This is a genomic window from Scandinavium lactucae (assembly GCF_033843265.1).
Lineage (GTDB): Bacteria > Pseudomonadota > Gammaproteobacteria > Enterobacterales > Enterobacteriaceae > Scandinavium > Scandinavium lactucae.
Genome location: NZ_JAWXRD010000029.1, coordinates 160,241 through 174,830, shown reverse-complemented (window position 1 = coordinate 174,830; position 14,590 = coordinate 160,241). Strand labels below are relative to the sequence as shown.

Genomic DNA, 14,590 nt, shown 5'->3' with positions numbered 1-14,590 from the left:
CATCCCGGCGGCTCTTCGGTCGCATTTCACAGGATGTAACAAATGTTTGCCTGGATGAGTATAAAGATGTTCAGGCTATGAGGAAGGGGAACGTGCTGATAATTTCGTCCGTGTCTTATTTTTTAACTATCAGATAACAATAAATTGACATAAACCACAAAAAAATGGCCCGGCGTTTCCGGGCCATTAGGCTTATTCAGCGAGTTTCTTTTTATCGTGCTGGTGGTTCACCCACAGGTTAATCAGCAGCGTCACTATCAAGATCCCAAACACCACGCCGAGCGAGATAGCGATAGGGATGTGGAAGAAGTCGATAATCAGCATCTTGATCCCGATAAACACCAGAATCACCGACAGACCATACTTCAGCATCGAGAAGCGCTCTGCCACGCCCGCCAGCAGGAAATACATCGCACGCAGGCCGAGGATAGCAAACAGGTTTGACGTCAGTACGATGAACGGGTCAGTGGTCACCGCGAAGATAGCCGGGATGCTGTCTACTGCGAAAATCACGTCGCTCAGTTCAACGAGGATCAGCACCAGCAGCAGCGGCGTGGCGAACAGCAGGCCGTTTTTGCGTACGAAGAAATGCTCACCTTCGATTTTATCGGTCATCCGCAGATGGCTGCGGATCCAGCGCACCAGCGGCTTATCGCCAATACCCGCATCGTCTTCCTTCGCCAGCGCCATTTTCACGCCGGTGAACAACAGGAACGCACCGAAAACATACAGCAGCCATTCAAACTGAGAAATCAGCCAGCTACCGGTGAAGATCATGATAGTACGCAGCACGATCGCGCCCAGAACACCATAAACCAGCACCCGACGCTGCAACGCCGCAGGCACCGCAAAGTAACTGAACAGCATCAGCCAGACGAAGACGTTATCAACCGCCAGGGCTTTTTCAATCAGATAACCGGTGAGGAACGCCAGCGCCTGCGGATCGGCCACCGCGCGGCCCTGCGTCTGCGTGAGATACCACCAGAAGGCGAGGTTAAACAGCAGTGACAACGTGACCCACACCAGCGACCAGCTGGCCGCCTGTTTCATGGTCATGGAGTGCGCGCCGCGCCGCCCTTGTAACAGCAGGTCGATCGCCAACATAATGACGACCACCACAGCAAATCCGCCCCATAACAGCGGGGTTCCGACAGTATTCATAATCTACCCTTTAAGCAAAAAAAAACGGCTAACGTCCAAAAGACGATAGCCGTTGCAGGATTTTTTGCTCGGACCTCGCCTTTCGGCAAGGTCTCACTTACAACAAAAAAGAAATCTACAGTAAATTTCTTTTCTGTTGCCCGGCGACCGGATGCTTTCGCATCGTAATGACGATCCACCGGCAAACAAGTTACTCCCCTTTGCGTGTGTCAAAATATTACAGGCCATTGATGGCGTCAATGGCCTGTAACCCGTGTTTTACACAGCTTTACGCGGGCAGGCTCTGGTTCACACCGTCAGCCGGGAACACCACCCCGGTCTGGCGACGAATTTCAGTCGACAGTTTTGCGGTCGTGCGGCTGACCGCCAGCCCCGGATGATTGACTTCATTCTCTTCCACCAGACGTGCAAACACTTCTGCTTCATACAGCATGGTGTTGATATGCTGTGGCTGAGTCAGGTCCTGCGCTTTCCCGCCGCGCGGCACGAAGGACACTTTCTGGCACTCGGAAATTTTCTCGATAATCAGCGAGCCTTCTTCGCCCTGGATTTCGCTTGGCAGCACCGAATCGCTGACCTTGGAGTGTTGCAGCGTCACGCTGAAATCACCGTAATCGAGAACCACCACGCCGTGTGCATCGACGCCGCTTTCCAGCAATGTGGCACTGGCTTGCACGCCGTGCGGTTCGCCCCACAGCGCCACCGCAGAAGCGAGGCAGTAGAAACCGATATCCATAATCGAGCCGTTCGAGAACGCCGGGTTAAAGGTATTCGGGTTTTCGCCATCGAGATAACGTTGATAGCGCGAGGAGTACTGACAGTAGTTGATCAACGCCTTGCGCACTTTGCCCACTTTGCCGAGTGCCTGCTGGAGCTGAAGGAAGTTCGGCAGGCTCGCGGTTTTGAACGCTTCGAACAGCACCACCTGGTTCTCACGCGCCAGCGCAATAGCTGCTTCCACTTCCGCAATATTAGATGCCAGCGGCTTCTCACAGATCACATGTTTTTTGTGGCGGAGGAAAAGTTGGGTTTGCGGGAAGTGCAGGGAGTTCGGGCTGGCAATATACACCGCATCAATCACATCGCTTTGCGCCATCTCCTCAAGCGAAGTGAAGAGAGTCTCCACCATATAATCGCGGGCGAAATCCTGGGCCTGTTCAAGGCTGCGGGAATAGACGGCGGTGAGCTTATATTTGCCCGTTTCATGGGCGGCATCGACAAACTGACGGGTGATCCAGTTTGTGCCAATGACTGCGAAACGTATCATGAGAATTGACGTACTCCGAAAAAGGGACCTTCGGCCACTTTAGCACGCCACCATGACAAAACCAGTGCGCGCTTACGCAGATCCGGGTAGCGAAAGTTGAGTCAGCCACAGCCGGGTATCAAACTCTAGCTGGTGATACTGTGGTTCCATATGGCAGCACAGCTGATAGAAGGCTTTGTTATGATCTTTTTCCTTCAGATGCGCCAGTTCATGCACCACGATCATCCGCAAAAAGGCTTCCGGCGACTGGCGAAAAACGGTGGCGACGCGGATTTCGGCCTTCGCTTTCAGCTTCCCGCCTTGCACGCGCGAAACCGCGGTATGCAGTCCCAGCGCATTTTTCAGCACGTGGATTTTGTTGTCGAACATCACCTTATTGATCGGCGGCGCGCTGCGCATATAACGGTTTTTCAGGTTTTGCGTAAATTCCCACAGCGCCTTGTCATTGGTGATGTCGTGCTTCTCCGGATAGCGCTTTTGCAGCACCTCGCCGAGGCGCTGTTCTGCAATCAGGGTGCGAACCTGGGCAAGGAGTTGCTCGGGATAACCGCTTAAATACGTCAGTTCGCTCATGTATGTCTCGAAATAGAGAAAAAAGGGGTATACTCACGCCCCCAATCGGGGATATCACCGAATTTTACCATCCAGGAGGGCCGATGAGCCAATCAGACAACGGTTTTCGTTCACTGACATTAAAACGTTTCCCGGAAACGGACGACGTTAGCCCGCTGCAAGCGTGGGAAGCGGCAGACGAATATCTGCTGCAACAGTTGGACGGTACCGACATCAGCGGCCCGGTCCTCGTCTTTAACGATACCTTCGGCGCACTGGCCTGTGCGCTGGCGGAACACCAGCCGTACAGCATCGGCGATTCGTACCTGAGCGAACTGGCGACCCGCGAGAATCTGCGCCACAACGACATCCCGGAAAACAGCGTGACCTTCCGCGACAGCACCGGTGAATACCCTGCGGCTCCGGCTGTGGTGCTGATTAAGATCCCGAAAACGCTGGCGTTACTGGAACAGCAGCTGCGTGCCCTGCGCCAAGTGGTGACCCCGGAAACCCGCATTATCGGCGGCGCAAAAGCGCGTGACGTTCACAACTCCACGCTGGAGCTGTTCGAGAAAATCCTCGGCCCAACCACCACCACGCTGGCGTGGAAAAAGGCGCGTCTGATTAACTGCACCTTCAACGCTCCGGCGCTGGAAGATGTTTCTCAGGTGCTCAGCTGGCCGCTGGAAGGAACCAACTGGACCATCCACAACCACGCGAACGTATTCTCTCGCACCGGGTTGGATATTGGCGCTCGCTTCTTTATGGAGCACTTGCCGAGCGATCTGGAAGGTGAAATCGTTGATCTTGGCTGCGGTAACGGCGTTGTTGGCCTGAGCCTGTTGGAACGTAACCCGCTGGCGAACGTGGTGTTTGTTGACGAATCGCCGATGGCCGTCAGTTCAAGCCGTATGAACGTCGAAGCCAATATGCCTGAAGCACTGGATCGCTGCGAGTTCATGATTAACAATGCGCTGTCCGGCGTCGAACCGTTCCGCTTCAATGCGGTGCTGTGCAACCCGCCGTTCCATCAGCAGCATGCTCTGACCGATAACATCGCGTGGGAAATGTTCCACCACGCGCGCCGCTGCCTGAAAATCAACGGCGAACTGGTTATCGTCGCCAACCGACATCTCGACTATTTCCACAAGCTGAAGAAGATTTTTGGCAACTGCACAACCATCGCCACCAATCAGAAATTTGTTATCCTCAAAGCGGTGAAATTAGGGCGTAATCGCTAACTGCGAATGATCGTCACCCGACAGCGATATTGCTGTCGGGTAATTCAGGAACCCTGCTCGCAAAATCTCAAATCCCCTGGCTACTTTCTGCAAATTCGCTGGTAACTAACCCTCCCGCAGGTCTACGTTAAGCGCGTCTTTTAAGATGTCATGTGTTGCCATACTGGCAACTTATGGTTACTCTTTACTCAATTCGTCAACGGATGTGATGAAGAATGCACTTAATCGCTTTTAAGGCTTTAACGGATGCCGCACGGAAATATCCACAGCATGAGCAGGAATTGTTGGAGTTGGGTTCCCTAATCCATAAAGGATATTTTAAAACACCACAAAGCCTGAGAGCGATGCTCCCATCGCTGGATAATTTCAAATATCTTGATAAATACTACGTACTTAATGTTGGGCGCAATGAGCTTCGTTTGGTTGCACTCATCTTTTTTGAAAGCCAAAAATTTTATGTTCGCCACATTTTCACTCACCAGGAATATGACATGTTTACAGCTATGTACCGCACAAAGGGGAAAAAATAATGGTGATCGTCGAAATCCTGGAGGCGGGAAAAGCGTTAATTGCGGTAGCCCCGTTTCTGGCCGGGATTCATACACCGCAGCAGTATGAAGAAGCGCTTGAGTTTGTAGAGTATTTACTGCTCAACGATCCGACTAACCCGTTGTTAGATATTGCCTGCAGCCATGTAGCAGCATATGAGAAAACGCTGCCAGAAACGGCAGATTTCATAGCCCGTATGAAAGCGATTCCTGTGGGCGTTGCGGTTCTTCATACGTTGATAAACCAGCACAACCTCACGCTCTCTGATTTCCCTGAAATTGGCAGTAAATCAATGGTTTCCCGGGTACTCAATGGCAAACGTAAGCTAACGCTTGAGCACGCGAAAAAGCTGGCGAAGCGCTTTGACATTTCGCCCGCCATGTTTATCGATTAACACCTTACAGGTGAGATGTCAGCATTTGCCCTAAATCTCCAGTGCCAGCCTGGTGCCCTGGGCGATAGCCCGGCGGGCGTCCAGCTCCATCGCCACGTCGCAGCCCCCGATCAGATGCACCGGTTTACCGGCGGCGCGTAGCGCTTCGGCGAGATCACGGCGTGGATCCTGTCCGGCACAGATTATCACCTGGTCCACTGCCAGCAGCTGTGCTTCACCGCCAATCAGGACGTGCAGGCCGTCATCATCAATTTTCTGATAGCTTACCGATGGGAACATTTTCACGCCGCGGGCGAGTAGGGTAGTACGATGGATCCAGCCGGTGGTTTTGCCCAGCCCTTCGCCTGGCTTGCTGGCTTTACGCTGGAGCATCACAATCTGGCGCGGGCTTTTTTGTAGCTGTGGCCCTTCCGGACGCAGGCCGCCGTGCAGTTGCAGGCTGGTGTCGATGCCCCATTCCACGCAAAACTCTGCGATATTCTGGCTGGTCGCCTCGCCCGGCTGGCTTAAATACATCGCAGTATCAAAGCCGATGCCACCGCAGCCGATAATCGCCACTTTCTGCCCGACCGGGGTCTTATCGCGCAGTACGTCCAGATAGGTCAGCACCTTCGGATGATCAATACCGTCGATGGCGGGCATCCGCGGCTCAATCCCCGTGGCGAGGATCGTTTCGTCAAATTCGGCCAACTGTTCTGCGCCGACAAAGCGGTTCAGCTCCAGCTTCACGCCGTTCAGGTCAATCATCCGGCGGTAATAGCGCAGGGTTTCATAGAACTCCTCTTTGCCTGGGATCTGCTTGGCAATATTGAACTGACCACCGATTTCGCCGGCGGCATCAAACAGCGTGACCTGATGCCCACGGGCCGCAGCGTTGATGGCGAACGCCAGTCCGGCAGGCCCGGCACCGACTACGGCCAGGTTCTTTTTCTGCACCGCCGCTATCACCGGCATCCGCGTTTCATGACAGGCGCGCGGGTTCACCAGACAGGATGTCACTTTGCCGACAAAAATCTGATCGAGGCAGGCCTGGTTACAGCCGATACAGGTATTTATCTCATCGGCTCGCCCACTTTGTGCTTTCGATAACAGTTCGGGATCGGCCAGAAACGGTCGCGCCATCGACACCATATCGGCATCGCCCCGGGCAAGGATCTCATCCGCCACCTGCGGATCGTTAATCCGGTTGGTGGTTATCAACGGGACGTTCACTCTCCCCTTCAGCTTGCGCGTCACCCAACTGAACGCCCCTCGCGGCACCGGCGTGGCGATGGTCGGGATCCGCGCCTCATGCCAGCCAATCCCGGTGTTAATGATCGTCGCCCCCGCCGCTTCGATAGCCTGCGCCAGCTCGACGGTTTCGTCAAAGTTACCGCCGCCTTCGACCAAATCGAGCATCGACAGGCGATAGATAATGATAAATTCTGCGCCCACGCGTTCGCGCACGGCACGTACCACCTCCACCGCGAAGCGCATCCGCCGCGCCCAGTCGCCGCCCCATTGATCGTCGCGCTGGTTGGTACGTACGGCGAGAAATTCGTTGATCAGGTAACCCTCAGAGCCCATCACTTCCACCCCGTCGTAGCCCGCGTCCCGTGCCAGCAGAGCGCACTGGGCAAAGTCGTCGATCAGGGCCAGGATCTCGTCATGGGTCAGCGCGTGGGGAGCGAAACGGTTAATCGGTGCCTGTAGAGCCGACGGTGCCACCGGGCGCGGCTGATAGCTGTAACGCCCGGTATGCAGAATTTGCAGTGCGATTTTGCCGCCTTCTTTATGTACCGCCTCGGTGATCGGACGATGGTGTGCCAGCTGGCTGGCATCGTTGAGCACCGCGCCACCTTCCATGCCTACGCCAGACAGCGCCGGGGCCACACCGCCGGTGACGATCAGCGCCACGCCGTGACGGGCGCGCTCGGCATAAAAGGCCGCCAGCCGTTCGGTACCGTCCGGGCGTTCCTCCAGACCGGTATGCATTGAGCCCATCAGGACACGGTTTTTCAGCGTGGTGAAGCCCAGGTCGAGCGGGGCGAATAACGACGGGTAGTGGCTCATAATCGCGCTTCCAGATGTAAAATTATTGTTATGTGGTCGGATGAGTTACTAATCTAGCGCTCACGGCGCAAAAGGGAAAAGGGGGCATGCGGCGATTGTGATAGGGGTCAAATTCCCGACTGATTCTTAGTCGAGTGGCAGCGTGATGCTGACCTCCAGGCCACCTTGCGCGCGATTTTGCAGGCTCAGCTGGCCGCCTAACTGTGCAACCAGTTGTGCGGCAATGGCCAGTCCCAACCCGGTGCCACCGGTGGTGCGGTTGCGTGAGTTTTCAATTCGATAAAACGGTTGCAGCACCCCGTCGAGTTCTGTTTCGGGAATGCCTTCTCCATTATCGCAGACGGTAATTTGCACCTTTTGCGCCGTGGGATGCATCAGCGCGACCTCTGCGTTACCGGCATATTTAAGCGCATTGTCGATGAGATTGGTCATCACCCGGCGCAGCGCCTGCGGTCGGGTGGATAGCGCCAATGACGTGACCTCGCTGGTGAATGTCACCGCCTGCCCCACATCGGAATAGTCACAGGTGAGGCTGTCGAGGAAGGCGGGAAGCGCAATGCGCTGGCGCGGCTCTTCCAGCCTGTCGGATGAACGCGCGTAGGCGATGCCCTCGCGCACCAGTTGCGTCATGCTGTTGAGATCCTGCATCAGCTTTTCACCCAATGCCTCGTCGTCGGCCATTTCGACACGCAGTTTCATGCGCGTTATCGGCGTTTGCAGATCATGAGAAATAGCCGCGAGAATGTGCGCCCGCTCCTTGAGATGGCCCTGGACTCGGGTCTGCATCGCGTTAAAGGCGCGGGCGGCCTGCTGCACCTCTTTCGGCCCTTGTTCTGGTAAATCTCGCACCTCACCTGTGGTGGGTTGCAGGTTATCTACCGCACGGGTGAAGCGGGTGAAAGGGCGAACCACCATGCGTACTGCCAGCCAGGCGCAAAGCAGTACCAACGTGAGCTGAATCAGCATCACCACTGGTAGCCAACGGGCGACAGGGGGCATATGAGGAACAAGATCCAGCGTTAGCGGCGCGCCATCGTGCAGCGTAATATGCGCCTGAATGTGTGAAATTGGGCCAGACACGGCGGTGAAACGCAGCGGGTATTGCCCCGCTAACGTCTCCGTTAGCGAGCGAATCGCATCCCGAGAACGTCTGTCGGTGGGGGGAGCCCCTGGCTCACCACTGCCGAGCAGATAATGATAATTGCCCCGTGCCAGCCGCGGCAGCCAGGCTGCGCGTTCTTCCGCAGGCAGACGATCAAGGATAGCCACGCTGGTGGCAACGTCATATTCCAGATTGCCGAGCATCATGTTACGCACGCTGCTGGTTCTCTCAAGCATCACCAGCGATAGGCTCAGACCGTTCGCGAGCAGGAGTCCCGCGAGCACGACCAGGCTCAGCCGGGCGAGCAAGGAGCGCGGCCACAGCGTCATTCGCGGCGCTCTTTTATCGTGACCGGCATCGACAAAACATAGCCTTCGCTGCGTACCGTCTTGATGTACGCCGGGGTACGGGCATCGTCATTCAGACGCTGACGCACCCGGCTGATGAGCAAGTCGATAGAGCGTTCAAACAGTTCGGCATCACGCCCCTGCGTCAGATTCAATAGCTGATCCCGGGTCAGCACTCGCTGGGGATGATCGAGAAACACCCGCAGAAGCCGGTATTCTGCACCGCTCAGAGCAACCAGTGTGCCGTCGCGGTCCAGCAACTGGCGGGTTGAGGTATCCAGTTTCCAGTCGCCAAACGCCAGCAAACGCCCGGCTTCGCTTACCTGTAAATTGGGGGGCAAAGTGCGAAAACGGCGCAGGATTGCTTTAATACGCGCCAGCAGCTCACGCGCGACAAAGGGTTTGACGAGGTAATCATCGGCACCCATTTCCAGACCGATAATTCGGTCAGTGTCATCGCTGCGAGCGGTCAGCATCAGAATCGGCAAATCCTTGTATTCGCCGCTGCGAAGCTGACGGCACAGGGTCAGGCCGTCATCTCCGGGCATCATCACATCTAACACCACCAGGTCGACATGCTGTTTATCCAGGCTCGCGCGCATCTCTTTACCATTCGCCGCCCCGGTGGCGCGATAGCCGGATTTGATCAGGTAGTCGACGACCAGTTCGCGAATATCGCGGTCATCGTCGACGACCAGAATCGTGTCAATATGATCCACCCGCAGCTCCTGACAATGAAATGATGTCTGGGAAAAAGCATAGCTGCTTTTAACGAGCCAGCGCATCGGCATCCACCACGGCTTTGGCAAATTCCTGCGGGGCTTCCTGCGGTGGGTTATGACCGATGTGGCCTGTAAACGTCAGATGCTGATATTTTCCGGTAAATTTTGTGGCGTAGGCTTTCGGGTCAGGATGCGGAGCGCCATTTTCATCGCCTTCGATAGTAATGGTCGGGACGCTGATCGCCGGCAGTGTGGCCAGTTTTTGTTCATAGACATTATATTTCGCTTCGCCTTTTTCCAGCCCCTGACGCCAACGGTAATTACTGAGAGTGACGGCAACATGATCCGGGTTTTCCAGCGATTTAGCGCTGATAGCAAAGGTAGCATCGCTGAATTTCCAGCCCGGCGAGGCCTGCTGCCAGATGAGTTTCGCGAAATCGTGAGTGTTCTGTGCATAACCCGCCGCGCCGCGCGGCGTCGCAAAGTAGAACTGATACCACCACTGCTGTTCCGCTTTCGGTGGCAGCGGCTTTTCGCCAATCTGCTGGCTACTGATCAGATAACCACTGACGGACACCAGGGCTTTGACCCGTTCTGGCCACAGCGCGGCAACAATATCTGCGGTTCGTGCGCCCCAGTCATAGCCTGCCAGTACGGCCTGTTTGATGTTCAGCTTATCCATCAGGTCGACCACATCTTTTGCCAGCGCTGACGGTTGCCCATTCCGTGGCGTATCCGCCGAGATAAAGCGGGTAGTGCCAAAGCCACGCAGATCCGGGACGATCACCCGATAACCCTGGCGAGCCAGTTCGGGGGCGACAGCGGCAAAGCTGTGGGCATCGTAAGGCCAGCCATGCAGCAGAATAACCGGCTGACCGTTTTTAGGCCCGATATCGACATACCCGACGTTCAGTACACCCGCCGTAACATGCTGTTGATGATTGAAGTCGAAAGTCGTCGCCTCGGCCTGGCAGGCGGCGACGGTGGTGAGCGACAGTGCAGCAACCAGTGAGGAAAGCGTCAGTTTGTTAAACATGATAATAGCTCCATAAGCTGTTTGAGTTGACGGAGCTATCTCATCATCGGGATGTATAGGGCTTGTGTTCAAAATCGCGAATTTTGCATGCACGTGTATCCATCCAGAGGAGAGATACATTGCGATACAAAGTGGCTAAATATTTTATGCGCCCCGCGGTCTTCAGGCGGGAATACGCTTCCCTAAGCCATCAAAAAAATGCAAATGCGCTTCGTTCACGCTGATGGTCATCTCACTGCGTGGCGAATAGTTCAACTGCTGGAACGATTTCAGGCACAGATCCTGCTCGCCGAGTTTGCACCACACCAGCGTTGAGTCCCCCTGTAATTCGCAGAGCTTCGTCGTGACGTTGAGGGTGATATCACCCTGCTCGTCGGGCTGCAAATGTTCCGGTCGGACCGCCATGAACAGGTTATCGCCGTCACCTAACCCCGCAGGCCGGGTGTGCAATGGAATAAAATGATTGTCGCCAAGCAAGAGCCCATTTTGATGCCACCTGGCAGGCAGCACGTTAATCTTCGGGGTGCCGATAAACGCGGCGACGAACAGATTGGCAGGTCGGTTGTAGAGCTCAAGCGGGGTGCCCACCTGTTCAATTTTTCCTTTGTACAGCACCACTATCCGGTCAGCGAGGGTCATGGCTTCCACCTGATCGTGGGTCACATAAACCATGGTACTGCGCAGCTGATGATGCAGTTCCTGTAATTCCTGGCGCATCTCGACGCGTAGCGAAGCGTCCAGGTTGGAAAGCGGTTCGTCAAACAGGAACAGCTCCGGTTGCTGAACGATAGAGCGGCCAATCGCCACGCGCTGGCGCTGCCCGCCAGAGAGATTTTGCGGCAGGCGATCCAGCATTGCCTCAAGCTTGAGCATCGTGGCAGCCTGGGCAATACGTTTGTCGATCTCTTCTCCGGGGGTGTTCATGTTTTTCAGACCAAAAGCCAGATTTTCACGCACCGTCATGTGCGGATAAAGCGCATAAGACTGAAACACCATCGACAAGCTGCGCCTGCCCGCAGCCAGATGTGTCACATCTTCCTCACCCATTTTCAGGGAGCCGCCGTCCGGTGTTTCCAGACCGGCAATAATCCGCAGCAGCGTCGATTTTCCACAGCCGGAGGGGCCCACCAGCACAATAAATTCGCCGGAGGCTATCGCTAATGACAAGTTTTCGATGATGGTGGCTTTATCGTATTTTTTATTAATATTACAAAGCGTTAGAGCCGTCATGATTTATTTCCTGGAAATGGTAGGACGCAATAAGGGCCAGCAGTTCATGGGTTTTGTTTTTGAGCAGGCCAGGGCTGCTGCGGCTCTCAACGTTGAGCCGCAGCAATGGTTCAGTGTTGGAGGCGCGAAGATTAAAGCGCCACTGGGCAAAATCGACACTCATGCCGTCGGTATCGTCGCGACTTCCGCCCAGGGTGACATAGTGGGCAGCCACGCGTTGCAGCAGGGCTTCCGGTTGCGCCACATCGAGGTTAATTTCTCCTGACACCGGATAGCGGGCTTGGGCTTCACGCAGCAAATGCGAAAAAGGCAGGGGAGCACCGTCGAGGATTTGCAGCATCAATATCAGGGGGATCATCCCGCTGTCGCAGTAACCGAAGGCGCGAAAATAGTGATGCCCACGCATCTCGCCGCCGTACAGCGCGTCCTCCTGACGCATGCGGGCCTTAATAAAGGCGTGCCCGGTGCGGGAGATAATGGCCCGGCCTCCGGCTGTGTGAATGTTGTCGAGCGTGTTCCAGGTCAGGCGCGGATCAAGCAGGATAGCTTCCCCGGGTTGTTGACGTAGAAACCAGCGGGCAAACAGCCCCACCAGATAATAACTTTCGATGAAATCGCCGTGCTCATCGAAGAAAAAGCAGCGATCGAAATCGCCATCCCAGGCTACGCCAAAATCGGCCTGATAGCGCAGAACCGCTTGCTGCGTTTGCTGGCGGTTTTCGGGCAGCATCGGGTTCGGGACGTCCGCCGGGAACGTACCATCGGGTTGATGATAAAGGCGGATAAACTCGACGGAGACACCCCGGGCGGTTAACGCCGTATTCAGCGCATCCAGCGCCGGGCCTGCCGCGCCGTGCCCGGAATTGACCACAATGCGCAGGCGGCGTGAGGGCGTATATTTCAGGTAGCTCATCATGTGTTCAGCCCAGGCGGGGCGGCTATCGTACTGGTGGTAACGCCCATGCTTCAGCGCCAGTGGAAAGTCGCTCTGCTCGGCAAGGCATTTAATCTCCAGCAACCCATTCTCACCATGAATGGGGATCGCCTTTTCGCGGACCAGTTTCAGGCCGTTGTATTGAGCGGGGTTGTGACTGGCGGTTATCTGGATCCCGCCATCGGCCTGCAAAAATTGGGTCGCAAAATAGACCTCCTCGGTGCCGCACATCCCGATATCAATGACGTCGACCCCGCTGGCCATTAAGCCACGGCTGAGCGCTTGCCTGAACGCTGTGGAGGTCAAACGTGCATCGCCCCCGACCACCACCCGGTGTGGTTTTAACCATTGCGCATAAGCGCGGCCAATACGAAAGACGATCTCCTCATTGAGTGAAATACCAACTTCGCCACGGATGTCATACGCTTTAAAACAGGTTAATTCGTTCATAAATTCTCTTAATAATGTTGCCGGTTATTTGCTTGCTATTTTGTTATTGCTACCTGTTATATTCGCGTTATTTATATTATCTGCGTATTTATTTGGTTATTATATGTTTTGGTTATTTGCCTTCGACTCATATTACCGTTAAGTACAACGCATTTTGTGATTGGTTTAACGTTAAACAAAAATATCGAGTGTTACCCTCCTCGTCGTTCTATATCTGAGATTGAAAATAATAAAACACAGTAATTAACATTGAGGGTGTCATGAATATACGCACGTTCATTAAGTGGAGTGTGGCTGTCCTTATTACGACAACCATTATTGGCTGTGGTCCTGATGAAAAAAAAGAAAGTGTCAACAACCGCCCAGCATTGAAAATGTGGGTTGCGCCGAATGAAAATGAAGAAGCCTTCTGGAGCAAAATAGTCAAAGAGTGGAATGCGGATCCCAGTCATACGCCGATAGAGTTTACCCCTATTCCCGCAGCCAGCAGTTCAGAAGAAGCGATAATGAATGCCCTGGCCTCAGGCACTGAACCGGATATTTCCAGCAATATCTTTATTGGCTTCGCGAGCCAGCTCACTGAACAGGGTTTGGTAGAAGATTTAGCGACTCTGCCCGGCTTCGATGCGCTGATTGAGGAACGAAAAATGTCGGCCCTCATGCCCGCCTGGAAAATTAACGGTCACCAAAGTGTGCTACCCCTTTATGTGAATCCGATTGTCTGGTGGTGGCGGGGTGACCTGCTCAAGCAATACGGTTACGACCATGTGCCACAGACCTATGACGATCTTTATCGGTTGGCGGCGCTGCGCAAAGCGGATAACAACGGGTATGTGATGCAACTGACGGCGGGTAAAAACTGGTGGGAACGCTGGTTTGATCTCATCCCGCTGTTTTACGCCCAGAGCGAGGGAAAGTCTTATCTCGACGGCAATCAGGCCAGCATGAATACCGCGGATGGACAAAAAGTCCTGGCCTTTATGGGCCACGTTTTCCACCAGGGTTGGAGCAGCTACGATTTCACCTCTGCCGATGATCCGCTGGCCAGCGGACAGGTTTTGGCTTCTGCCAGAGGGCCGTGGGATATCGCTCGCTACCGTAAACAGTATCCAGAAGTGCTTAAAACGATTGAGATTGGCCCGATGCTGACCGAAACCCCCTCAGCGCATCCCTATACCTTCGGCGACAGCAAAGGCCTGGTGATTTTCAGCACCAGCAAACATAAAACCGAGGCCTGGGCCTTTATGCAGTGGCTATTCAGCACCGCCGAAAACGACAGACTGTGGCTGGAAACCACCGGGATGCCGCCCGCCCGTTCAGACTTGTTAACGAACCCATTATTTGTGTCGTATTTCGCCAGCAACCCGGTCGAAAAGCAGATTGCGGCCTATGTTGATGTGGCCTTGCCACCGGTGGCAACCACCAAAACCACTGAAATACAGCGCAGCATGACGCAAATGCTGGAGGAGGTGATTTTCAATCAGAAAGAGCCTGCCAGCGCGCTGGAGCAGTCGGGCAACGAAATTAATCAAGTATTGCAACGGTAAAACATG

Annotated in this window: 13 protein-coding genes; 4 read left to right on the top strand and 9 right to left on the bottom strand. The window is 54.7% G+C overall.

Features of this window, described 5'->3' with window-relative positions; all coding sequences use genetic code 11:
- Positions 1-192: 192 nt before the first annotated feature.
- From SIK69_RS11340 to SIK69_RS11330, 3 genes are all read right to left on the bottom strand, one after another.
- Complete coding sequence (locus tag SIK69_RS11340) at positions 193-1,161, bottom strand: TerC family protein (RefSeq protein ID WP_319628734.1); 969 nt, start codon at positions 1,159-1,161, stop codon at positions 193-195.
- Positions 1,162-1,429: 268 nt separating this feature from the next.
- Positions 1,430-2,428, bottom strand: coding sequence for a Gfo/Idh/MocA family protein (locus SIK69_RS11335; RefSeq protein ID WP_319628732.1), 999 nt, complete (start codon positions 2,426-2,428; stop codon positions 1,430-1,432).
- A 72-nt stretch (positions 2,429-2,500) separates the two neighbouring features.
- The gene (locus tag SIK69_RS11330) at positions 2,501-3,001 is read right to left on the bottom strand and encodes a M48 metallopeptidase family protein (protein ID WP_319628731.1); all 501 of its coding nucleotides are present in this window, start codon (positions 2,999-3,001) and stop codon (positions 2,501-2,503) included.
- Positions 3,002-3,084: 83 nt separating this feature from the next.
- Between SIK69_RS11330 and rlmG the strand changes: the two genes are divergently transcribed.
- The 3 genes from rlmG to SIK69_RS11315 all read left to right on the top strand — a co-directional run bounded on the left by rlmG (position 3,085) and on the right by SIK69_RS11315 (position 5,164).
- Positions 3,085-4,221, top strand: coding sequence for a 23S rRNA (guanine(1835)-N(2))-methyltransferase RlmG (gene rlmG, locus SIK69_RS11325; RefSeq protein ID WP_319628730.1), 1,137 nt, complete (start codon positions 3,085-3,087; stop codon positions 4,219-4,221).
- 215 nt (positions 4,222-4,436) lie between these two features.
- On the top strand, positions 4,437-4,751 hold the full coding sequence (locus SIK69_RS11320; protein WP_319786119.1) for a type II toxin-antitoxin system HigB family toxin: 315 nt from the start codon (positions 4,437-4,439) through the stop codon (positions 4,749-4,751).
- A complete protein-coding gene (locus SIK69_RS11315) occupies positions 4,748-5,164 on the top strand; it encodes a helix-turn-helix domain-containing protein (RefSeq protein ID WP_319786167.1) in 417 nt (138 codons plus the stop codon). Before SIK69_RS11320 ends, SIK69_RS11315 begins: the two co-directional genes overlap by 4 nt.
- A 30-nt stretch (positions 5,165-5,194) precedes the next feature.
- On the opposite strand, the gene SIK69_RS11310 is transcribed toward SIK69_RS11315, so the two are convergent.
- From SIK69_RS11310 to SIK69_RS11285, 6 genes are all read right to left on the bottom strand, one after another.
- Positions 5,195-7,216, bottom strand: a complete 2,022-nt coding sequence (locus SIK69_RS11310) for an oxidoreductase (RefSeq protein ID WP_319786118.1) — start codon at positions 7,214-7,216, stop codon at positions 5,195-5,197.
- Between the two features lie 126 nt (positions 7,217-7,342).
- Positions 7,343-8,647: an ATP-binding protein gene (locus tag SIK69_RS11305; protein ID WP_319628728.1), complete on the bottom strand. Its 1,305-nt coding sequence runs from the start codon at positions 8,645-8,647 to the stop codon at positions 7,343-7,345.
- Positions 8,644-9,384, bottom strand: a complete 741-nt coding sequence (locus tag SIK69_RS11300) for a response regulator (protein WP_319628727.1) — start codon at positions 9,382-9,384, stop codon at positions 8,644-8,646. Before SIK69_RS11300 ends, SIK69_RS11305 begins: the two co-directional genes overlap by 4 nt.
- Positions 9,385-9,433: 49 nt before the next feature.
- Positions 9,434-10,423: an alpha/beta fold hydrolase gene (locus SIK69_RS11295; protein WP_319628726.1), complete on the bottom strand. Its 990-nt coding sequence runs from the start codon at positions 10,421-10,423 to the stop codon at positions 9,434-9,436.
- A gap of 162 nt (positions 10,424-10,585) precedes the next feature.
- A complete protein-coding gene (locus tag SIK69_RS11290) occupies positions 10,586-11,653 on the bottom strand; it encodes an ABC transporter ATP-binding protein (RefSeq protein WP_319628725.1) in 1,068 nt (355 codons plus the stop codon).
- A complete protein-coding gene (locus SIK69_RS11285; RefSeq protein WP_319786117.1) occupies positions 11,631-13,037 on the bottom strand; it encodes a phosphohexomutase domain-containing protein in 1,407 nt (468 codons plus the stop codon). The genes SIK69_RS11290 and SIK69_RS11285 overlap by 23 nt, the downstream gene beginning before the upstream one ends.
- Positions 13,038-13,297: 260 nt before the next feature.
- Between SIK69_RS11285 and SIK69_RS11280 the strand changes: the two genes are divergently transcribed.
- A complete protein-coding gene (locus tag SIK69_RS11280) occupies positions 13,298-14,584 on the top strand; it encodes an ABC transporter substrate-binding protein (RefSeq protein WP_319628723.1) in 1,287 nt (428 codons plus the stop codon).
- Positions 14,585-14,590: the final 6 nt, after the last annotated feature.